We start from the raw sequence: 18,854 nt of genomic DNA, 5'->3' as shown, positions 1-18,854 counted from the left end.
GGCGGACCGCCGCGGCCGACGCCGTCGCGACCGGCAGTCCGCGTCGCTCAGGACTCCGGGGAACGGCGCCGCTCACGGATCAGCTCGCGGGCCAGGGGGATCAGCGAGACGACGACCACCACGGCGATCACCGGGAGCAGGTACTGGTCGATCCCGGGGACGAACGCGCCCAGCGCGTAGCCGGCCAGCACGAGACCGACGCTCCACAGGAGACCGCCCACCGCCTGCCACACCGTGAACATCGCGACCGGCGTGTGCAGCGCGCCGGCCAGCGGGTTGAGGACCGTGCGGACCACGGGGATGAACCGGGCCAGCACGATCGCCTTCGCCGGCCCGTACCGGATGAACAGCTCCTCGGCCCGGCGCAGCCCCGCCGCCAGGCGCGGTCGCCCGGCGCGCGCCGTGAGGGCGGCCCCGGCGCCCCGTCCGATCAGGAACCCGACCTGCGCGCCCGCCAGCGCGCCCGCGGCGGCGGCCACCAGCACCCACGGCAGGCTCAGGTTCAGCCCGCCCACCCCGGTCGCGCAGATCAGCCCGGCCGTGAACAGCAGGGAGTCGCCGGGCAGGAAGAACCCGATCAGCAGACCCGTCTCGGCGAACAGCACCACCAGGATCCCGATCGTGCCGAACGACGAGAGCAGGTCGGTGGCGCTGAGGGGGTTGAGCGCCGATACGTACGTCATGTCTCCCTCGTACCGTCCCCGAGGCAAGCATTCGGCAAAACCCCCGTGGCACCCGCAACGGGCGTCGCCCCCGTCACGATGCTGTCGGGGTGAGCACCCGTCCCACCGACGTCATCCGCACCCGGCGGGTCCTGGTCAAGGTCCCGGAGATCACCGTCCTGTTCTGGGTCGTCAAGGTCCTGACCACCGGTATGGGCGAGACCGCATCGGACTGGCTCGCCCGCACGATCGACCCCGTGATCGCCGTCGGCGCCGCCGGGCTCGTGCTGGTGGGCCTGCTCGCCGCGCAGATGACGGCGCGGTCCTACCGGCCGTGGGTCTACTGGGCCGCCGTCGCCATGGTGAGCGTGTTCGGGACCATGGCCGCCGACGTCGCCCACGTGGTGCTGGGGATCCCGTACGTGGTCTCGACCGCGGCGTTCGCCGTGACGGTCACCGTCGTGCTGGCGGTCTGGTACCGCACCGAGGCCACCCTCGACGTGCACAGCATCACCACGCCGCGTCGCGAGGCGTTCTACTGGGCCACGGTGCTGGTCACGTTCGCGCTCGGCACGGCCGCGGGCGACATGACGGCCACCACCCTGCACCTGGGCTACCTCGCCTCGGGCGTCCTGTTCGCCGTGGCCATCGCGGTGCCCGCGGCCGCGCACCGCTGGTGGGGCCTGGGCCCGGTGCCCGCGTTCTGGATCGCCTACGTCCTGACGCGACCGCTGGGGGCGTCGTTCGCCGACTGGATCGCCGTTCCGCCGGCCCGCGGTGGCCTCGATCTCGGCACCGGCCCGATCAGCCTCGTCCTCATCGCCGCGATCGTCGTGGTGGTGGCGCGGCTCGCCGCGGTGCACCGGGCGGCCGGCCCCTCGTAACGGACGGTGGGCGCACGGCGAGTGGCGGAGGACGGCTTCACCCCTTCGGCCCCAGGAGCTCGCCGTGTCGCAGCCCTATCCGCAGCAGCCCCCGCGACAGCAGTACGGGCAGCAGTACCCGCCGCCCGCAGCCCCTGCCCCCGCGGCGCCGCCCCGGGCGAGGACGTCCAAGCTGGCGGTGGTCGCACTCGTCGTCGGCCTGCTCAACCTGGTCCTCACGGTCTATCTCGTGATCGTGGTGATCCGCGCCCAGGCGGCCCTGTCCGAGCTCGGCAACGCGTTCTCCGGGCTGCCGGGCGGGCTCGGCGGCGGCTGAGCCCCCAACGGCCGGATCACACCGTTTCCACGACGGCGTCACGGACGATTCTCAGGCGGCGCGCGCCTCATGGACCCACGGGCGCACGCACAGGAGACGACGATGAGCGAACACCAGCAGTACGGGGCAGGCGGCTGGGGACCGGTGCCGCAGTGGGCACCACCCGGCCCGCCACGGCGCCGGCGCACCGTCCCGGTCCTGCTCGGGGCGGTCGCGCTCGTCGTGCTCGTGGCCGTCGGGCTGACGGCGTGGACGGCCGGCCGCTCGGCCCAGGTCGCGTCCGCGCCCACCCCGGTGACGGCCACCCGCTACCAGTCCGGCGACCCGGCGGCCGCCGCCGCGGTGCAGCCGGGCCTCGTCGACGTCGACACGGTGATCGGCTACCAGGGCGCGCAGGCGGCCGGCACCGGGATCGTGCTGACCGCCGACGGCGAGGTGCTCACCAACAACCACGTGGTGGCGGGCGCCACCCGGATCCAGGTCACCGACATCGGCAACGGCCGCACGTACGCGGCCACCGTCGTGGGTTACGACCGCAGCAGGGACGTCGCGGTGCTGCAGCTGCAGGGCGCGACCGGGCTGACCACGGCCCCGCTCGGCGACTCGGCCACGGTGGCGGTCGGGGACCCGGTCGTCGGCGTCGGCAACGCCGGCGGCGTGGGCGGCACGCCGAGCACGGCCGCCGGCACGGTCACGGCGCTGGACCGGCCCATCACGGCGTCGGACGAGTCGGGGAGCGCGGAGCAGCTCACGGGGCTGATCCAGGTCGACGCCGACATCCAGGCCGGCGACTCGGGCGGGCCCCTGGTGAACAGCGCCGGCCAGGTGGTCGGGATGGACACCGCGGCGTCGACGCCGAGCCGGACGGCGACGCGCCACCACCGGTCCGCCACCGGGCAGACGGCCGCGGTCCAGGGCTTCGCGATCCCGATCGACGACGCCCTGTCGGTGGCGCGGCAGATCGAGTCGGGCGCCGCCTCGTCCACCGTCCACATCGGGGAGTCGGCCATGCTGGGGGTCTCGGTCACCGACTCCGGGGCCGGTCAGGGAGCCGTCGTCGGCCAGGTCCTCGCCGGCAGCCCCGCCGCGCAGGCCGGCGTGGTCGCCGGTGACGCCATCGTGGCGGTGAACGGGCAGAGCGTCGACTCGGCCGCGGCCCTGACCACCCTGCTGGACGGGACGCACCCCGGCGACTCCGTCAGCGTGACGTGGGTGGACCAGTCCCAGCAGCAGCAGGACGCCACCGTCACGCTGGTCACCGGGCCCACCGGCTGACCCCGGTCGGGCCGTGGCGCGCCCGACGATGTGGAGCAGCCGGTTGAGCTCCGCGGCCTCGGCCGGGGTGAGCCCGAGCGCCTCCGGGGCGTTGACGGCGAGCACCGCCGGGGTGGCCCGCTCCAGGGCGTCGCGGCCGGCCGCCGTCGGGTTCAGGCCGGTGGGCACAGACCGTGATCGAGGGCGTGGCGATAGAGCGTCTCCTCGATCCACCGGTCGGTCGGCTGCCGCAGCGCCGTTCCCTGCTCCGGCACGACCACCCCGTCGACATCGGGATCCGACGGCACGAGCCCGATGCCGTGCAGCGCGAACTCGAGCCGGCACTCCTCGTCGTCGAAGGCCGCGGGTGGGACGAGCACCCCCGCCGGCCCGAAGCCGCGCATGCTGCGCGCCTGCCGCAGCGCCCGCCGCCATCCCCGGCGGGCCACGACCAGCACGCCGGTCAGATGCAGGGCCGTGGGCGGCGAGTGGGCGGCCGACCGCAGCCACTCCCAGGTCAGCAGCACGTCGGCGTCGAGGTTCGGGCCGTCGCCGCTGCACTCACGGGCCCGGTGGGCGATGGGGTCGATGTCGACGATCGGGATCACCCGGCAGCCCACCAGCATGATCTCCGGCAACGCCACACCGGACCAGCCGAACACGCGGACCGCCCGCGCCACCGCCACCTCCGACGGCGTCGTGCTCGTGGGTGGCCCGCCCACCATGTGCTCACCCCCGTCGCCGGCCCGGCCGGTCGGCCGCGTCCCACGCAACCAACGGTCGCCGCCGCCGACGGGGTGCGCTACCGAACGGGGGAACGGGGGTTAGTCACTCCGCGTGAGCGCGTCAGGCCGACGACGGGCGCGGCGGCGGCCGCCGGCACCTCCGCCCCACCCGGGGTCTGGCGCACCTGGTACTCGCGTATCAGCGGGTCCGGGACCACACGTCCGACGTAGTGGAAGTCGTCGTCGTGCGCTTGGCGATGTCGGTGCCCCTCGATGGTGGCCACCCGCGGCATCACGCTGCCGCACGCGCAGGGCTCGGGCAGGAAGGGACCTCGTCATCGAGGTCGTCGCGGATGAACGGGAAGGGGCCGCCCGCCAACCCGGTGGCGAGCGTGCGGGTGGCGGGCTCGTGCGGGCCGACCGGGTGGCCCGCAGCGTCGACGCGTTCGGATCACCTCGTCCGCGTCGAGGAACGGGCCAGGCGGTCGATCACCGGGGCGTAGCCGACGAGGTGCGTCGGTCGGGCGCTCCGGACCGCGGCCAGTATCTCGTCGGATGGCGCTGCCGCGACGATGACCGTCGTCGGCACCGCCGGGCTGGTGGCGACGTCGAAACAGCGGGTGCTGCCGTGCGGCGGCTCGCCCGCCGTGAGCACGGCCAGCCGGGCTGGGCCGGCCTCGGACCAGCGCCCGGCCCGCACCTGCCACCGCCAGGCGAGGCAGGTGGGCGTCACGACTGCTCCCAGCCCCAGACGTACACCCCGCGCACCCCGCTGTAGCCAGCGGAACTGAACACCGGCAGACCCGAGGTTGTGTCAGTTCCCGTTCGGCCAGCAGTTCGGGAGCCCGCCGTTGACCGAGATCACGTCCTTGGGCACGAACCCGGTCGTGCCGTTCGGGTCCGCGGTCTCGCTGATCCGGAACCAGTACTTGTTGCCCTCGACGACGTCGCTCTCGACGAAGCAGTGGGCCGTGACCTGCTGACCCTGGGTGAGCCCGGTGATGACCGCCGGGGAGTTCTTGGTCGGCCACTGGTAGCCCGTGGTGGGCTTGATGATGTAGGCCGGGGCTCCCGTCTCGGTGGCGGCGGTCTCGGCGGCGCTCGCGGGTCCTGCGAGGGCCATGAGCCCCGACGCCGCGGCCGCGGCTCCGACGGCCCCGATGATGATCTTTCGCATGGAACTGGTCCTTCCTTCGTGGGATCGGCCCCGGTGTTCCGGCGCCGACATCCACGATCGCGGGGAAGGCGGGCATGCGGGATCGGGTGATCGGCCGGTGCGGTGGGGGACGTCGTGTCGGGTGATCGCCGGACGCCCGAACCGACCGGTGCGTCGGCTGATCGGCCGACCGCGTGGGGCGGGTGGTTGTGACCGAGCCGCATCAGGTCGGCGGCCCCGCTCTACTGATGCAGGTGTGGCCGGTGAGGGTGGTGGTGCGTACGGTGTGTGGTCGTTCCCCGAGCCCGTCGTCGATGAGCTCGACGTGCCAGTCGGGCATCTCGCGGACGTAGTTCCCGCGGGCGCAGGTCCCACGCCCGTTGACGAAACTGGTGGGGCCGCCTGTTCGGCGGCGGTCGATGTGGTCGCGGTGTCGGATCGGGGCGTCGCAGAACGGGTCCCGGCACCGCCCGCCGTCGCGGATGGTGATCATGGGCACGCAACGCGGCCAGGCGGGCGAGCCCTGCTCGACCGGGAGGAATCCCGAGAGCACGCTCATCGTGTCCGGTGCCGGCCGTAGTCCGACCCGGCGGTCCTTCCGCGCCGTCCGGCCCCGGGTGAGGTACCCGGCTCGGTCGGCGTCGTAGGCGCACTGGGAGATCAGGCTCTCGGCCCGCCGCAGCGACAGCTCGTCGAGCCCACCCTCGGTGAGTTGCCGGTCCACCAGCCGCCGCAACTCGGGATCGAGGTGGGAGGTCTGCGACACCATGATCTCCGCGATGGGTTCGCTGATCCGGCCGGCCGCGAGCAGCGCGCCGACCCCGGGCAGGTCGCTGTCCAACGCGCGGGCGATCCCGAGCCGGTGCGATCCGTGCAACGGCGACACCCGGCAGGCGAGCGCGATCTGCTCGGCGATCCCGCGGCCGAGCGCGACCGGGTCGAGCCGGCCGTTCTCGACGAGCGCGATCTGTTGCTCGACCTGGTGGCGTCCGAACGCGACCATCTCGGCGTGCTGGGCTGCGGCGAGCGCGGAGCGGATCTGCTCCATCGCGGCGATGCGGTCGATCCGTACGGCACCGGTCGCCGGAGCAGGTGACGTGGCGTGCGCGGTCAGCTGCGCGAGCCCGGCGAGCAGCGCGGCGGTGACGTCGTCGACCGCCTCACCTGCCCGTTCCGGTGTCGCTCACATGTTCGAAAGTGTACCGCTGAACACCGACAACATCGGCGCTTCGAGGACAAAGCACCAAGCCCGGAACGCTCGGAGTCACGGATCTCCGACAGCTGACGGGCGGAGCGGGTGTCCCGCCGATACGAAGCGGCTGTCGGGATCGAGCGGAACTACGACTGGCCGTCGGTGAAGCTCCACGAGGAAGTCGGGGAGCGCACGCAGGCGCATCTGACGAGGGGCCGGGCGCATACGAAGGGACTCGACATACGGAGCTGGACGCGAGCTCGCCGACGTCGCCTGCCAGGTCCTACTGATCGCTGGCCATCGCGGGGTGACCGTGCAGGCGGAGACCGACCAGAAGTGGCGATCGATGACGGCGGCGGAAGGTCAGTGTTCTGCAGCCACCGGACTACACGAAGCGCCTCGTGCGTTCCGTCGTGGACTGGTCCGCCAGCAGGTGATCTGGGGATGATGTGGGCCCCCGGGGGATCGAACCCCGAACCCGCGGATTAAAAGTCCGCTGCTCTGCCGATTGAGCTAGAGGCCCGCCGCCGCACACGAGGGCGCGGCGACGGCTGACAGCCTACGGCCCGGCCCCCACCCCCGCCCGCCACGCGCCGGGAGTCACCACAGGTCAGCGTTGGTGACGTTCAGTCACGAACACTGCGTCCTGGTGTGGCTCGCCTCCACGCTGCTGGTGGCGGGCTGCGCCACGGCCAACGCGGGCTCGGTCCACAACGTCCAGGTCAGCGCGACCTTCGACACCGAGGTGGGAACGGCGACGACCTGTGACACGGCGCTGGTGCCGGTGGGGGCGCAGGGGTCGGTGGCGTCGACGTGCGGGGCTGCAGGCGGGGCGGACCCGCGCACCGAGATCCGGCTCGACCTCACCACCGACGGCTCGGGCGCCGGCAGTGCGAGCACGACGGTGCCGTGGGAGTTCACCGGCGACCGGCGGGCGCGCTCGGCGATCATCCACGCGGGCGGCCTGCATCACGGTCGCAATCTGAGGGCATCCGTCCGGAACCCCAGCGCGGCGGCGGCGCCGGCGATCGGGTCCCACCCGGCGCCGGATCGGACGGCGCGGAGCATCGCGGGGGTGATCTCGGCGTCGGCGGCCATGAGAACCTCGACGGCGTCCACCGACGCCTCCCACTCGATGAACTCCTCGACCAGCTCACGGCAGCGCTCATCGCTCGCGGCGGGGATCGCCAGGCTGCCGAAGCCGTCGTCCGGATCGTAGGCGGCACGCTGCCAGCGGACACCGTCGAAGCCGTAGACGAAGCCGACCCACAGCCCGTCGGCCGCCGCCTTCCGGGCCGGCGGGGCCCACCAGTCGGGGGCGCCGGCGAGCAGGTCCGTCGCCTCCTCGTCGAAGTAGACGGCCGCCTCGGCGAAGTAGGTGTCGGAGTACTCGTGGTCGTGCCCGACCAGCACGGCGCGTCCGCGGTCGAGAAGGTGCAGGTCGGCCCAGTTGCCGCCGCCGTCGTCGTAGTGCCAGAGCCCGTCGCGGGCCCAGCAGCCGTCGGACAGGCCGCGGGCGGCGCAGACCGCGGCGAACGCCGCCCAGCGGCCGCGCATCGCCGCCGGCGTGGCGAGATCCAGTGTGACGAGCGGCATCAGCGGTCCCCTGCGTCGACGTGACGGGCGATCGGCGAGGACACTAGGACACCGTGAGTGCTCCGACGACCCTCCGCCCGCTCCGGATCGGGCCCTACACGTCCGCGACGCCGGTCGTGCTGGCGCCGATGGCCGGTATCACCAACGCCGGGTTCCGGCGCCTGTGCCGCGAGCAGGGCGCCGGCTTCTACGTGTGCGAGATGATCACCTCGCGCGGGCTGGTGGAGAAGAACCCGCTGACGCGCAGGATGATCGCGTTCGGGGCCGACGAGTCCCCACGGTCGATGCAGCTCTACGGCGTCGACCCCGCGGCGATGGGACGCGCGGTGCGGATCGTCGCCGAGGAGGGCCTCGCCGACCACATCGACATGAACTTCGGCTGCCCCGTCCCCAAGGTCACCCGCAAGGGCGGTGGGGCGGCGCTGCCCTACAAGCGAAAGCTGTTCGAGCGGATCGTGCACGCGGCCGTCGACAACGCGGGCGACATCCCCGTCACCGTCAAGATGCGCATCGGCATCGACGACGAGCGCCACACCTTCCTCGACGCCGGTCGCCGCGCCGTGGACGCCGGCGCGGTGGCCGTGGCCCTGCACGCGCGCACGGCGGCGCAGCGCTACTCCGGCCAGGCCGACTGGTCGGCCATCGCCCGCCTGCGTGACGCCCTGCCCCCCGAGATCCCGGTACTGGGCAACGGCGACATCTTCAGCGCCGCCGACGCGCTGGCCATGGTCGAGCGCACCGCCTGCGACGGCGTGGTCGTCGGGCGCGGGTGCCTGGGCCGGCCCTGGCTGTTCGGCGACCTCGAGGCCGCGTTCGCCGGCAAGCCGCTGCCCGAGGCACCGACGCTGGGCCAGGTGGCCGTCACGATGCGCCGCCACGCGGTGCTCCTGCAGGAGTACATGGGCCCGGACAAGGGCATCCGCGACATGCGCAAACACATCGCCTGGTACCTCAAGGGCTTCCCGGTGGGACCGGAGCTGCGCCGCAGCCTGGGCCTGGTCGGCAGCCTCGACGAGCTCGACGCGCTGCTCGCCCAGCTCGACCACGACCAGCCCTTCCCCGCCGACGCCGACGGCCCGCGCGGCCGCCAGGGCAGCCCCGGCCGCGTGGTGCTGCCCGAGCACTGGCTCGACGATCCCGACGACCCGACCGTCCCCTTCGGCGCGGAACTCGATCACTCCGGGGGCTGAGCCGGGGCCCGGTCGAGTGGGAACCTCGCCCGACCGGGTGCGCCACCTCAAGATCGCCTTCCCGCCCGTCGACATCACGGGGACGGAGGAGGTGGACGGTGGTCATGGTGCGCACAGCGATCGACGACGGTGTCGACGAGTCACGCGGAGCGGCGGGAGCGGCGCGGCACACCGCCATCGCGGAGGGCCTCGCCGCCCGGGGCGACTGGGAGCAGGCCTACGAGCACCTGCGGGCCGCCGTTCGGCTGCTGCACGGCCAGCCCGTGCCCGCCGAGGAGATCGACCGGCTGCGCCGCGAGCACGCCGAGGCGCGCGAGCTGAGCCGGCGCGACAGCCTCACGTCCACCTACAACCGCCGCTACCTCGACGAACGGCTCGTCGCCCTGCTCGACGACCCGGCCTGCCGGGGCTCGGCGGGGCTTTGCGTGGCACTGGTGGACGCCGACCACTTCAAGCAGGTCAACGACACGTTCGGGCATCGCTTCGGGGACCGCGTGCTGCAGCGCATCGTCGCCGAGCTGGGGACGGGCCTGCCCGAGGGGGCGTTCTGCGCGCGCTACGGCGGCGAGGAGTTCGCGCTCGTGCTGCCCGGCTGCGACCCCACCGACGCCGTGCGCACCTGCGAGGCCGCCCGCCGACGGGTGGACGACCACCCGTGGGAGGAGCTGGACCCGCGCCTGCGCGTGACCGTCAGCATCGGGATCGCGCACTCGGCCGGGCCGCTCACCGACGTCGAGCGGCTGGTCGGCGCAGCGGACGCGCTGCTCTACTCGGCCAAGAACTCCGGCCGCAACGCCGTCGCCTACCGCGACCGGCGTTCCGGGCTCGTCCGCCTCGCAGGTCCCGCGGGTGGACGTCGCTCCATCACCCAGGTGGGGCGGGCCGACACCCGACTGTGACCTGCGCTTCGTCTCTCCGTAAGGTCGATGGGAGTCGGCTGGGGGCGAACGGGAGGTGGCGTGGAGGGCGGTCAGAACCGTGCTCGCTCCACCGGACGGCCCCAATCGGTCGACGAGATCCTCGCCCGCAACGGCGCGCCGAGCTCCGGTGGGCGGGCGGCCCGTCGGCGGGCGGCGGAGGAGCAGGAGAGCGCGCAGCCCGTCGCACCACCGGTGACGGGCCGGCGGCGCGCGCCCGAGCCGGCCGGGCCCCCGGCTCCGGCGATGTCCCCTCCCCGCCGGTCGGCGCCTCCCGCGTTCCCGCCGGCGCCCGCGTTCCCGCAGCAGACCGGTGGTGCGTCCCGGCCCAGCGCCCCGGTGCCGCGCGCGGCCACGGAGACGCCGGCCGCCCCGGCCCATGCCGCACCGCCCCCGGTCGGCCGGCCGCGTTCCGGCCCGCCGGTGCCGGTCGCGCCCGACCTCCGACGACGGACGGCCGGCCCCGCACCCGGCCCGCGGGCCGCCACGCCCCCGACCGGGGCGGCCGGGCGCGGCCGGGGCGCCGCAGCCCGCCCGGGCACGACCGCCCCGCGGCCCGACGACCGCGCCCCTTCCGCTCCGCCGGTCACGGGCGCCGGTCCGAGCCGCCGCGGCCCGGCCGCACCATCTGGTGGGCGCCCGGAGGCGCCCACCACCAGCACCCGTCGCCACCGTCCCGGCGAGTCCGCGGCCGAGCAGACGATGGTCACGAGCGTGCCGGTCGGACCCCGGCCGGGTGACGTCGGCTCCGGCGTCCCCGACGTCAGCGAGCAGGCCGAACGCACCCGGCGGGCCGAGCGCAGCGAGGCGGAGGACACCCGCTCCCAGCGGATCGACGAGACCCTGATCCGGTTGACGGCCGCGCACGCCGGGCTCGCCGTCCCCGGACGCGACGAGGAGCCCGACGAGCCCGAGGAGAAGCCGAAGCGCACATGGCGCCCGAGCCTCCCGGGCCCCAGGCGCCTGGCCGCCCTGGTGCTGGCCGTGCTCGTGTTCGGCACCACCACCGTCGGATGGGCCACGCAGAGCTGGCTCGGCTCGGCGATCCGCAACGTCGCGGCGCTCGACACGGGGTCCGGCGCCATCGTCGACGCGGACGCCCAGAAGGGCGCGCAGAACGTGCTGCTCGTGGCCACCGACCTGGGCCCGGCCCCGGGATCGGGCGCCACCACGGCCTCCCCCCGGCCCGACACGGTCGTCGTGGCGCACGTCCCGGCGGGCGGCGGGCCGATGACGGTGCTGTCGGTCCCCACCGACCTGGAGATCAACCGCCCGCCGTGCGAGCGGTTCGACCCGACCTCGGCGTCCTACACCTCCGACACCGTGCCCGCACAGGCCCGCACGCAGCTGGCCACCGCGCTGGACATGGGCGGCCCGCGCTGCGCCACCCGTGTCATCCAGCAGCTCACGGGCCTGGCGATCACCCAGTACGTGGGGCTGGACCTCGACCGGCTCGGCGCCGCCGTGGACGCGGTGTCCGGCGTCACGGTCTGCGTGACGCAGCCGGTGCTGGACAAGGTGCTCGGCCCGGTCATCGCCGACCCCGGCACCAGCACCCTGGACGGTGCGAAGGCCGCCGACTTCGTGCGCGCCGCCGACGTGGACGGCGACCCGCCCGCCGACCTCGGCCGCATCGAACGCCAGCAGCAGGTGGTCGCCGGCGTCCTCGACCCGACGCTGACCAGCACCCGGCTCCTCGACGTCCCGCGCATCGCCGCCCTGCGGCCGGCCCTGGGTGCCGCTCTCACCTCCGACGGGGCCGGGCTGAACGAGATCCTGGCGCTGTCCCTGGCGCTGCGGCGCATGAACGACGTGACGTTCACGTCCGTGCCCACCACATCCGGGCCCCGCGACACCGCCGTGCTGCGCGCCGCCGACGCCGCCGCGCTGTTCTCGGCGCTGCGCAAGGACGCACCGCTGCCGGCAGCGGCCACCGACACCAGCGCCACCGATACCGGACCCGCCCCCGGCGACCTGACGGTGCAGCTGCTCAACGCGTCGGGTCAGACGGGCCTGGCGGCGGGGGTCGGCGACACCCTCAAGCAGCTCGGGTTCGGCGTCGGCACCGTGTCCAACGCCGACCAGCCCACCCCCCAGACGGTGATCCGCTACTCCCCCGACCAGGCCGCCGCGGCGGACCTGCTGGCCGGCACCGTGCCGTCGGCCACCACCGTGCCGGACCCGGGGGCCACCGGGGTGCTGCAGCTGGTGCTGGGCCGCTCGTTCGACAAGGTCGTCCGCGCCCCCACGCAGGCGGTGGCCCCCGCCGCCGCGAGCACCACCGCGGCACCGTCGAGTTGCTCCTGATCACCCGCGTCGACGCAGCGTTCACCCCGGGTTCACCCCGCTCAGCCGGACGGGTCCGGACATCCCGACTAGTCTGCGGACCATGCGTGACGTCTACCAGGAACAACTCGACCAGCTGGCGGACGAGCTCGCCGGGATGTGCAACCAGGTCGCGGAGGCGATGGAGAAGGCCACCCGATCCCTGCTCGAGGCCGACCTCCAGCTCGCGGAAGAGGTCATCTCCGAGGACATCCGGGTGGACGAGATCCGGGCGACGGCCGAGGAGAAGGCCTTCGCCCTGCTCGCGCTGCAGGCGCCCGTGGCCACCGACCTGCGGATCGTCGTGTCGGCCATCCACGGCGCCGGCGACATCGAGCGCATGGGCGACCTCGCGCTCCACGTCGCGCAGGCCGCCCGGCGTCGCCACCCGCAGCCCGTGCTCCCGGCCGAGGTGGCGCCCTACTTCGCCGAGATGGGCAGCGTCGGTGTGCGCCTGGCCCGCAAGGCCGGCGACGTCATCCGGTCCCGCGATCTCGCCGCTGCGGCCGAGCTGGAGTCCGACGACGACGCGATGGACGACCTGCACCGGCACATGTTCAGCGTGCTGATGGATCCCGGCTGGAGCCACGGCGTCGGTCCGGCCGTCGACATCACGCTGCTCGCCCGCTTCTACGAGCGCTACGCCGACCACGCGGTCGCCGTCGCCCGCCGCATCGTCTACGTCGTGACCGGCCGGATGCCCGGTCCGCTCACGGTCTGACGCCGTGCCTCCGGCCCCCCTCCCCGCACAGCTCGCCGAGCTCTCCGAGCTGCTGGGGCAGATGTGCACGACCGTCGCCGGGGCCCTGCAGCGGGCCACGTACGCGCTGCTCGAGAGCCGGCAACGCGTGGCGCAGCAGGTGGTGGCCGCCGACGCGGAGGTCGACGCGCTCCGGGCCAAGGTGGAGGAGATCGCCACCGACGCGCTGCTGTTCCACGCCCCGGTGGCCGGTGACCTGCGCCAGGTCGTGTCCGCCATCCGCACGGCGGGCGACGTCGAGCGCATGGGCGACCTCGCCCTGCACGTGGCCCAGGCCGCCGAGCGCGGCCGCCCGCTGCCCGAGCAGGTGCGCGACGACTTCGCCGAGATGGGCCGCGTCGCCGTCCAGCTGGCGCTGAAGGCGGCCGAGGTGGCCCGCACGCGCAACGTCATCCTCGCCGTCGAGCTCGACGCCGACGACGACACGATGGACGACCTGCACGTCCACATGTTCGGGGTGCTCATGGACCCGGAGTGGCCCTGCGGCGTCCCCGCGGCCGTCGACATCACGCTGCTGGCGCGCTACTACGAGCGCTTCGCCGACCACGCCGTGGTGGTGGCCCGCGAGACCGTCTACGCCGTCACGGGCCAGGAACCGGACGCCATACCCATCTAGCAGCAGTGCTGCCCGCGCCAGGCGTCCCGGCCCTCCTTCAGAGCCACGGCGGCGATGACGAGCGCGGCGATCGGGTCGGCCCACGACCAGCCGAACAGGACGTTGAGCAGCAGCCCCGCCAGCAGCACGCCCGACAGGTACGTGCACAGCAGCGTCTGCTTGGAGTCGGCGACGGCGCTGCGTGACCCCAGCTCCCGCCCCGCCCGGCGCTGGGCGTGCGAGAGCACCGGCATGATCACGAGCGACAGCGCCGCCAGCACGATCCCGACGGTGGACGGCTCGGCCTCGGCGGCCCCGGACAGCGCCCGGACCGACTCCACTCCCACGTAGGCGGCGAGCGCGAAGAACGACAGCGCGATCACCCGCAGCGCCGCCCGTTCGCGCACCTCGGGATCGGACCCGGAGAACTGCCAGGCCACGGCGGCGGCGGACGCCACCTCGATGACCGAATCCAGGCCGAACCCGATCAGCGCCGCCGACGACGCGACGGTGCCGGCGCTGATCGCGACCACGGCCTCGACCACGTTGTAGGTCATCGTCGCGACGACGAGCAGCCGCACGCGCCGGGTGAGCAGGGCGCGCCGCTCGAGCAGGACCGGCGAGGGCGCGCAGCAGTCGGCCATCAGCAGCAGCCCTCGTCCGCGCACGCGCCGGGGTCCGTGACCAGCACCAGTCCCAGCAGGTCGCCCAGCGCATGGCCCAGCTGCGGATCGGCCAGCTCGTAGCGCGACCGCCGCCCCTCGGGCACCGCGACGACCAGCCCGCAACCCCGCAGGCAGCCCAGGTGGTTGGAGAGGTTCTGCCGGGTGACCCCGAGCAGCTCCGCCAGCTCCGCGGGATAACCGGGGGCCTCCCGCAGGGCCAGCAGCAGCCGGGCCCGCGTCGGGTCGGACAGGGCGTGCCCGAACCGCGCGAGCACGGCTCCGGACATCAGCGTCTCCACGCCGACGACAGTACAGCCGATGCTGTACTGATGTCACTCAGCCGAAGCGGCCCGAGACGTAGTCCTCGGTGGCCTTCTCCTTCGGCTGCGAGAAGATCGTCTTGGTCTCGTCCATCTCCACCAGGTGGCCGGGCTTGCCGGTGCCCTCGATGTTGAAGAACCCGGTGAAGTCGCTGACCCGGGCGGCCTGCTGCATGTTGTGCGTGACGATGACGATGGTGTAGTCCATCTTCAGCTCGTTGATCAGGTCCTCGATCGCGAGCGTGGAGATCGGGTCGAGCGCCGAGCACGGCTCGTCCATCAGCAGGACGTCGGGCTGCACGGCGATGGCGCGGGCGATGCAGAGGCGCTGCTGCTGCCCGCCGGACATGCTCGAACCCGGCTTGTCGAGGCGGTCCTTGACCTCGTTCCACAGGTTGGCGCCGCGCAGGGACTGCTCGACGAGGTCGTCGGTGGCGTCCTTCTTCATCTTCTTGTTGTTCAGCCGCTGACCCGCGATCACGTTGTCGTAGATCGACATCGTGGGGAACGGGTTGGGGCGCTGGAACACCATGCCGATCTGGCGGCGCACGCCCACCGGGTCGACGCCGGGGCCGTAGAGGTCCTTGCCGTCGAGCTCGAGGCGGCCCTCGACGCGGGCGCCGGGGATCACCTCGTGCATGCGGTTGATCGAGCGCAGGAACGTGGACTTGCCACACCCCGACGGGCCGATCAGGGCCGTGACGGTCTTCGGCCGGATCGTCATGTTGACGCCCTCGACCGCGAGGAACGACGAGTAGTAGATGTTGAGGTTCTTGGCGTCGATCGCTTTGCCCATGACGGTTCCTATCGGGTCTTGGGCGCGAACACCCGTGCGACGAGCCGCGCGACGAGGTTCAGCACCAGCACGATGATGATGAGGACCAGCGCAGAGGTCCACGCCCGGTCGATGAAGGGCTCGCGGGGCACACCCGGTGCGGCGTAGGAGTAGTAGGCGAACACCGGCAGCGTCGCCATGCGGTTCGCGAACGGGTTGAGGTTGAGCCCGGTCGTGATGCCGACGGCGATGAGGAGCGGAGCCGTCTCCCCGATGACGCGGGCGATGGCCAGGGTGATCCCGGACGCGATACCCGCGATGGACGTGGGGATCACGACCTTGAGGATCGTGCGCCACTTCGGGGTGCCGAGGGCGTACGCGGCCTCTCGCAGCTCGTTGGGCACGATCTTGAGCATCTCCTCGGTGGAACGCACCACGACCGGGATCATGAGCACACTGAGCGCCACCGATCCGGCGAACCCCAGGCGGATGCTCGGACCGAAGAACAACGCGAACAGCGCGAACGAGAACAGGCCGGCGACGATCGAGGGAATGCCGGTCATGACGTCGACGAAGAACGTGACGGCCCGGGCCAGGCGGCTCTTGCTGCCGTACTCGACCAGGTAGACGGCGGTGAGCACCCCGACCGGGATGGACATGACCGCGGCGAGCGCCGTGATGATCAACGTGCCCATGATGGCGTGGTAGCCGCCGCCGGCGAGGTCGTTGGCCCCGCCGACGCCGCGCATGGACTGGGTGAAGAAGGCCGCATCGAACCGGGCGAGGCCGTTGGTCACCACCGTGATCACCACGGAGATCAACGGGATGAGCGCGATGAGGAACGCGACCGTGACGACGATGGTCACGAGCCGGTCGGTGGCCTTGCGGGCGCCCTCGACGACGCGCGAGACCAGGTAGGTGGCCAGGCCGAACAGGACGGCCGAGAGGAAGACGAACAGGCCGATGCTGAAGCCGCCCGTCACCGCGAGCAGGACGCCGACCACCACGAGCGAAGCCACGAGGATGCCGTAGGGGGCCCACCGCGGCAGCTCGGCCCGGACCAGCGAGACGGGTCCGGGCGGAGGCTCGACCTTCTCCTGCTGGGCTCGTTCGGTGTCGATGCTCATCAGTTGGCTCCCGAGAACTCACGACGGCGGTTGATGATGTAGCGCGCGAGCGAGTTGACCAGCAGCGTGATCACGAACAGCACGAGGCCGGATGCGATCAGCGTGTTGACCGCGACCCCGGTGGAGTCCGGGAAGTTGAGCGCGATGTTCGCGGCGATCGACGACGAGTTGCCGGAACTGATCAGGTTGAACGTGATGATGCTCGAGCCGGAGAGGATGATCGCGACGGCCATCGTCTCGCCGAGCGCGCGGCCCAGGCCGAGCATCGCGCCGCTGATGATCCCGGAGCGGCCGAAGGGCAGCACCGACATCCGGATCATCTCCCAGCGGGTGGCGCCCAGCGCGAGAGCGGCCTCCTCGTGGAGCTTGGGGGTCTGGAGGAACACCTCGCGGGACACGGCGGTGATGATCGGCAGGATCATCACCGCGAGGGTGACACCGACGACGAGCATCGTCCGCCCGGTGACGGAGACCGGTCCGGCGAACAGCGGGATCCAGCCCAGATAGGTGTTGAGCCAGGTCGACAGGCCCAGCATGGCGGGCGCCAGGACCGCGAGGCCCCAGAGCCCGAACACGATGCTCGGCACCGCGGCCAGCAGGTCGATGAGATAGCCGAGCCCCTGGGCCAGCCGGCGCGGCGCGTAGTGGGTGATGAACAGCGCGACCGCGATGGCCAGCGGCGTCGCGATGATCAGGGCGATCGCCGAGGAGACGACAGTGCCGAAGACGAACGGCGCGACGTAGACGGCGATGTTCTTGCCACCCGGCAGGTCGGCCGGGTTCGCGACCAGTGCCGGGATCGCCTGGATGACCAGGAACGCCGCGACGCCCGCGAGGACGACGAGGATGAGGATCCCGGCCCCCCTCGCGGACGCGGCGAAGATGCGGTCGCCGGGCTGCTGCACCGCTCGTGGCGGTGTCGCCGTGGCCGGCGGCGGGGGGGTCGTTGTGGGGGCGCTCACAATGTCCTCTCGAGCGACTGTCGGTCTCACGAACGGGCGGGGCCTGACACCGGACGGGGCCGACCACTCGTCATGATGACGACCGGTCGGCCCCGTCGGCTAGTGCCTGGACATTCAGGAGATGGCGTTCACGGCGGGCGTGATCGCCGCTCGGACCGCGTCGCTCAGCGGAGCCGAGCCGGCCTTGGATGCGGCGGCCTGCTGCCCCTCGGGGCTGATGACGTAGCTCATGTACGCCTTGACCAGGGCACCCTGCTTGGCGTCCGCGTACTTGGAGCAGGCGATCATGTACGACGACAGGGTGATCGGGTACTGGCTGGGGTCGGTCGTGGTGCGCGGCAGCGTGTACGAGAAGACGTACTGCCCGCCGTCGGTGCCGCGGGTGGCGGCCTCGAGCAGCTTCGCCGCGCCTTCGGCGGACGGGGCCACGTAGGTCGTGCCGACCTGGATCTTGGCGATCCCGAGGCCCTTGGCCTGGCTCTCGTCGGCGTACCCGATGGCGCCGTCGCCGGCCTTCACCGCGCCGATGACCCCCGAGGTGCCCTGAGCGGCCTCACTGCCCTGGATCGGCCAGCTGTCGGCACCGGGGTAGGTCCAGTCGGCCTTGGCCGCCTTGGACAGGTAGTCGGTGAAGTTGGCCGTGGTGCCGGACTTGTCCGAGCGGTTGACCGGCGTGATGGCCTTGTCGGGCAGCGTCTTGCCGGCGTTGACCGCGGCGATGGCCGGGTCGTTCCACTTGGTGATCTTCTTGTTGAAGATCTTGGCGATGAGCGACGGCGTCAGCTGCAGGTCGGTGACGCCCTGCAGGTTGTAGACGACCGCGATCGGCGAGACGTAGACCGGCACCTCGACGATGTCGCTGGCGCACTTGGCCTTCGCCTGGGTGATCTCGTCGGCCTTCATCGCCGAGTCGCTGCCCGCGTACTGGACGCCGCCGGCGATGAACTGGGTGCGGCCCGCACCCGAACCGCTGGGGTCGTAGTTGACGTTGGCGTCGGGGTTGTTCGTCTGCAGGCCGGCGACCCAGGCCTGGGTGGCCACCTGCTGGGTGCTCGCGCCGGCACCGTTGATGGTGCCGGAGACGGCGGCCGAGGAGCCGCCGGACCCACCGCCGGCCGGCGCTGCGGTCTCGTTCGAAGCGCCGCAACCGGCGAGCAGCAGGGCGCCACTGGTGGCGATGCCCACCGCGGCGATTCGGGCACGGGCGCTGTGCCGCACGGTCTTCACCTTTGAGTCCTCCGTCATGGTGTTCGGGCGTGCAGCTCGGGGGCCGCACGGCCGCGACGGTAGGTAAGCCCGATGGACACACCCCCCCGATCAGGTAAACGCAGGATGAACACGTCACCCGGGGTGACCCATCACACCCGGACGATGAGCCGCCGTGATCCCACCGTGACCTGCGGCGACGCGATTTGTCCGATCGTTCCGCCGGT

At 72.8% G+C, this 18,854-nt stretch carries 21 protein-coding genes and 1 tRNA gene; 8 read left to right on the top strand and 14 right to left on the bottom strand.

The genetic code is table 11. The features are described 5' to 3' along the window. Window positions 1-47: 47 nt before the first annotated feature. Window positions 48-683, bottom strand: a complete 636-nt coding sequence (locus BGP03_RS05715; protein ID WP_298799233.1) for a DedA family protein — start codon at window positions 681-683, stop codon at window positions 48-50. Between the two features lie 89 nt (window positions 684-772). Here BGP03_RS05715 and BGP03_RS05710 point away from each other — a divergent pair, with 89 nt between their 5' ends. The 3 genes from BGP03_RS05710 to BGP03_RS05700 all read left to right on the top strand — a co-directional run bounded on the left by BGP03_RS05710 (window position 773) and on the right by BGP03_RS05700 (window position 3,137). Then, window positions 773-1,546: a hypothetical protein gene (locus BGP03_RS05710; protein WP_298799232.1), complete on the top strand. Its 774-nt coding sequence runs from the start codon at window positions 773-775 to the stop codon at window positions 1,544-1,546. Window positions 1,547-1,610: 64 nt separating this feature from the next. Then, window positions 1,611-1,862 (top strand): hypothetical protein, encoded by a 252-nt coding sequence (locus BGP03_RS05705; protein ID WP_298799231.1) that lies wholly within the window; start codon window positions 1,611-1,613, stop codon window positions 1,860-1,862. Window positions 1,863-1,964: 102 nt separating this feature from the next. After that, window positions 1,965-3,137 carry a trypsin-like peptidase domain-containing protein gene (locus tag BGP03_RS05700; RefSeq protein ID WP_298799230.1) on the top strand — a complete coding sequence of 391 codons (1,173 nt, stop codon included), beginning with the start codon at window positions 1,965-1,967 and terminating at the stop codon, window positions 3,135-3,137. A 152-nt stretch (window positions 3,138-3,289) separates the two neighbouring features. Here the strand turns inward: BGP03_RS05700 and BGP03_RS05695 are convergent, their stop codons facing one another. The 7 genes from BGP03_RS05695 to BGP03_RS05665 all read right to left on the bottom strand — a co-directional run bounded on the left by BGP03_RS05695 (window position 3,290) and on the right by BGP03_RS05665 (window position 7,785). Continuing rightward, window positions 3,290-3,841 (bottom strand): hypothetical protein, encoded by a 552-nt coding sequence (locus BGP03_RS05695; protein ID WP_296374019.1) that lies wholly within the window; start codon window positions 3,839-3,841, stop codon window positions 3,290-3,292. Between the two features lie 451 nt (window positions 3,842-4,292). Beyond that, the gene (locus BGP03_RS05690; RefSeq protein WP_298799229.1) at window positions 4,293-4,574 is read right to left on the bottom strand and encodes a hypothetical protein; all 282 of its coding nucleotides are present in this window, start codon (window positions 4,572-4,574) and stop codon (window positions 4,293-4,295) included. 81 nt (window positions 4,575-4,655) lie between these two features. Continuing rightward, complete coding sequence (locus tag BGP03_RS05685; protein ID WP_296374023.1) at window positions 4,656-5,018, bottom strand: hypothetical protein; 363 nt, start codon at window positions 5,016-5,018, stop codon at window positions 4,656-4,658. A 202-nt stretch (window positions 5,019-5,220) separates the two neighbouring features. Then, window positions 5,221-6,045 carry a DUF222 domain-containing protein gene (locus BGP03_RS05680; protein ID WP_298799228.1) on the bottom strand — a complete coding sequence of 275 codons (825 nt, stop codon included), beginning with the start codon at window positions 6,043-6,045 and terminating at the stop codon, window positions 5,221-5,223. 594 nt (window positions 6,046-6,639) lie between these two features. Next, window positions 6,640-6,712 (bottom strand) — tRNA-Lys (locus BGP03_RS05675). A 107-nt stretch (window positions 6,713-6,819) separates the two neighbouring features. Further along, window positions 6,820-7,140: a hypothetical protein gene (locus BGP03_RS05670; protein WP_296377504.1), complete on the bottom strand. Its 321-nt coding sequence runs from the start codon at window positions 7,138-7,140 to the stop codon at window positions 6,820-6,822. Window positions 7,141-7,158: 18 nt separating this feature from the next. Next, window positions 7,159-7,785, bottom strand: a complete 627-nt coding sequence (locus BGP03_RS05665) for a proteophosphoglycan 5 (RefSeq protein WP_296377505.1) — start codon at window positions 7,783-7,785, stop codon at window positions 7,159-7,161. Between the two features lie 53 nt (window positions 7,786-7,838). Here BGP03_RS05665 and dusB point away from each other — a divergent pair, with 53 nt between their 5' ends. The 5 genes from dusB (at window position 7,839) to phoU (BGP03_RS05640) (ending at window position 13,593) form a co-directional block, all read left to right on the top strand. Then, entirely contained in the window at window positions 7,839-8,975 is a 1,137-nt protein-coding gene (dusB, locus tag BGP03_RS05660; protein ID WP_296377506.1) for a tRNA dihydrouridine synthase DusB, read from the top strand. Between the two features lie 104 nt (window positions 8,976-9,079). Further along, the gene (locus BGP03_RS05655) at window positions 9,080-9,874 is read left to right on the top strand and encodes a GGDEF domain-containing protein (RefSeq protein WP_296377507.1); all 795 of its coding nucleotides are present in this window, start codon (window positions 9,080-9,082) and stop codon (window positions 9,872-9,874) included. Window positions 9,875-9,934: 60 nt separating this feature from the next. Next, the gene (locus BGP03_RS05650; protein WP_296377508.1) at window positions 9,935-12,199 is read left to right on the top strand and encodes an LCP family protein; all 2,265 of its coding nucleotides are present in this window, start codon (window positions 9,935-9,937) and stop codon (window positions 12,197-12,199) included. Between the two features lie 82 nt (window positions 12,200-12,281). Continuing rightward, complete coding sequence (gene phoU / locus BGP03_RS05645) at window positions 12,282-12,938, top strand: phosphate signaling complex protein PhoU (protein WP_296377509.1); 657 nt, start codon at window positions 12,282-12,284, stop codon at window positions 12,936-12,938. Window positions 12,939-12,942: 4 nt separating this feature from the next. Beyond that, a complete protein-coding gene (gene phoU, locus BGP03_RS05640; RefSeq protein ID WP_296377510.1) occupies window positions 12,943-13,593 on the top strand; it encodes a phosphate signaling complex protein PhoU in 651 nt (216 codons plus the stop codon). On the opposite strand, the gene BGP03_RS05635 is transcribed toward phoU (BGP03_RS05640), so the two are convergent. From BGP03_RS05635 to pstS, 6 genes are all read right to left on the bottom strand, one after another. After that, window positions 13,590-14,216, bottom strand: coding sequence for a cation transporter (locus BGP03_RS05635; protein WP_296377524.1), 627 nt, complete (start codon window positions 14,214-14,216; stop codon window positions 13,590-13,592). The two genes, phoU (BGP03_RS05640) and BGP03_RS05635, sit on opposite strands and share 4 nt — an antisense overlap. Next, window positions 14,216-14,536, bottom strand: a complete 321-nt coding sequence (locus tag BGP03_RS05630) for a metalloregulator ArsR/SmtB family transcription factor (RefSeq protein WP_363093206.1) — start codon at window positions 14,534-14,536, stop codon at window positions 14,216-14,218. The genes BGP03_RS05635 and BGP03_RS05630 overlap by 1 nt, the downstream gene beginning before the upstream one ends. Window positions 14,537-14,573: 37 nt before the next feature. Beyond that, a complete protein-coding gene (pstB, locus tag BGP03_RS05625) occupies window positions 14,574-15,353 on the bottom strand; it encodes a phosphate ABC transporter ATP-binding protein PstB (RefSeq protein WP_296377511.1) in 780 nt (259 codons plus the stop codon). Between the two features lie 8 nt (window positions 15,354-15,361). After that, window positions 15,362-16,459 carry a phosphate ABC transporter permease PstA gene (pstA, locus tag BGP03_RS05620; protein WP_296377512.1) on the bottom strand — a complete coding sequence of 366 codons (1,098 nt, stop codon included), beginning with the start codon at window positions 16,457-16,459 and terminating at the stop codon, window positions 15,362-15,364. Continuing rightward, window positions 16,459-17,364: a phosphate ABC transporter permease subunit PstC gene (gene pstC / locus BGP03_RS05615; RefSeq protein ID WP_298799227.1), complete on the bottom strand. Its 906-nt coding sequence runs from the start codon at window positions 17,362-17,364 to the stop codon at window positions 16,459-16,461. Before pstC ends, pstA begins: the two co-directional genes overlap by 1 nt. A gap of 171 nt (window positions 17,365-17,535) precedes the next feature. Next, entirely contained in the window at window positions 17,536-18,666 is a 1,131-nt protein-coding gene (pstS, locus tag BGP03_RS05610) for a phosphate ABC transporter substrate-binding protein PstS (RefSeq protein ID WP_296377514.1), read from the bottom strand. Window positions 18,667-18,854 lie beyond the last annotated feature (188 nt).

Source organism: Pseudonocardia sp. 73-21 (assembly GCF_001899645.1).
GTDB lineage: Bacteria > Actinomycetota > Actinomycetes > Mycobacteriales > Pseudonocardiaceae > Pseudonocardia.
Note: the sequence above shows the minus strand (reverse complement) of the source record. Positions and strands in the feature narration are given on the sequence as shown.

Bases quoted from the DNA above. Each gene is read 5' to 3' on its own strand.
- BGP03_RS05715 (WP_298799233.1), bottom strand. From the start codon at position 683: ATGACGTACGTATCGGCGCTCAACCCCCTCAGCGCCACCGACCTGCTC.
- BGP03_RS05700 (WP_298799230.1), top strand. From the start codon at position 1,965: ATGAGCGAACACCAGCAGTACGGGGCAGGCGGCTGGGGACCGGTGCCG.
- BGP03_RS05695 (WP_296374019.1), bottom strand. From the start codon at position 3,841: ATGGTGGGCGGGCCACCCACGAGCACGACGCCGTCGGAGGTGGCGGTG.
- BGP03_RS05685 (WP_296374023.1), bottom strand. From the start codon at position 5,018: ATGCGAAAGATCATCATCGGGGCCGTCGGAGCCGCGGCCGCGGCGTCG.
- BGP03_RS05680 (WP_298799228.1), bottom strand. From the start codon at position 6,045: ATGGAGCAGATCCGCTCCGCGCTCGCCGCAGCCCAGCACGCCGAGATG.
- BGP03_RS05670 (WP_296377504.1), bottom strand. From the start codon at position 7,140: ATGATCGCCGAGCGCGCCCGCCGGTCGCCGGTGAACTCCCACGGCACC.
- BGP03_RS05665 (WP_296377505.1), bottom strand. From the start codon at position 7,785: ATGCCGCTCGTCACACTGGATCTCGCCACGCCGGCGGCGATGCGCGGC.
- BGP03_RS05655 (WP_296377507.1), top strand. From the start codon at position 9,080: ATGGTGCGCACAGCGATCGACGACGGTGTCGACGAGTCACGCGGAGCG.
- phoU (WP_296377509.1), top strand. From the start codon at position 12,282: ATGCGTGACGTCTACCAGGAACAACTCGACCAGCTGGCGGACGAGCTC.
- BGP03_RS05635 (WP_296377524.1), bottom strand. From the start codon at position 14,216: ATGGCCGACTGCTGCGCGCCCTCGCCGGTCCTGCTCGAGCGGCGCGCC.
- pstB (WP_296377511.1), bottom strand. From the start codon at position 15,353: ATGGGCAAAGCGATCGACGCCAAGAACCTCAACATCTACTACTCGTCG.
- pstA (WP_296377512.1), bottom strand. From the start codon at position 16,459: ATGAGCATCGACACCGAACGAGCCCAGCAGGAGAAGGTCGAGCCTCCG.
- pstS (WP_296377514.1), bottom strand. From the start codon at position 18,666: ATGACGGAGGACTCAAAGGTGAAGACCGTGCGGCACAGCGCCCGTGCC.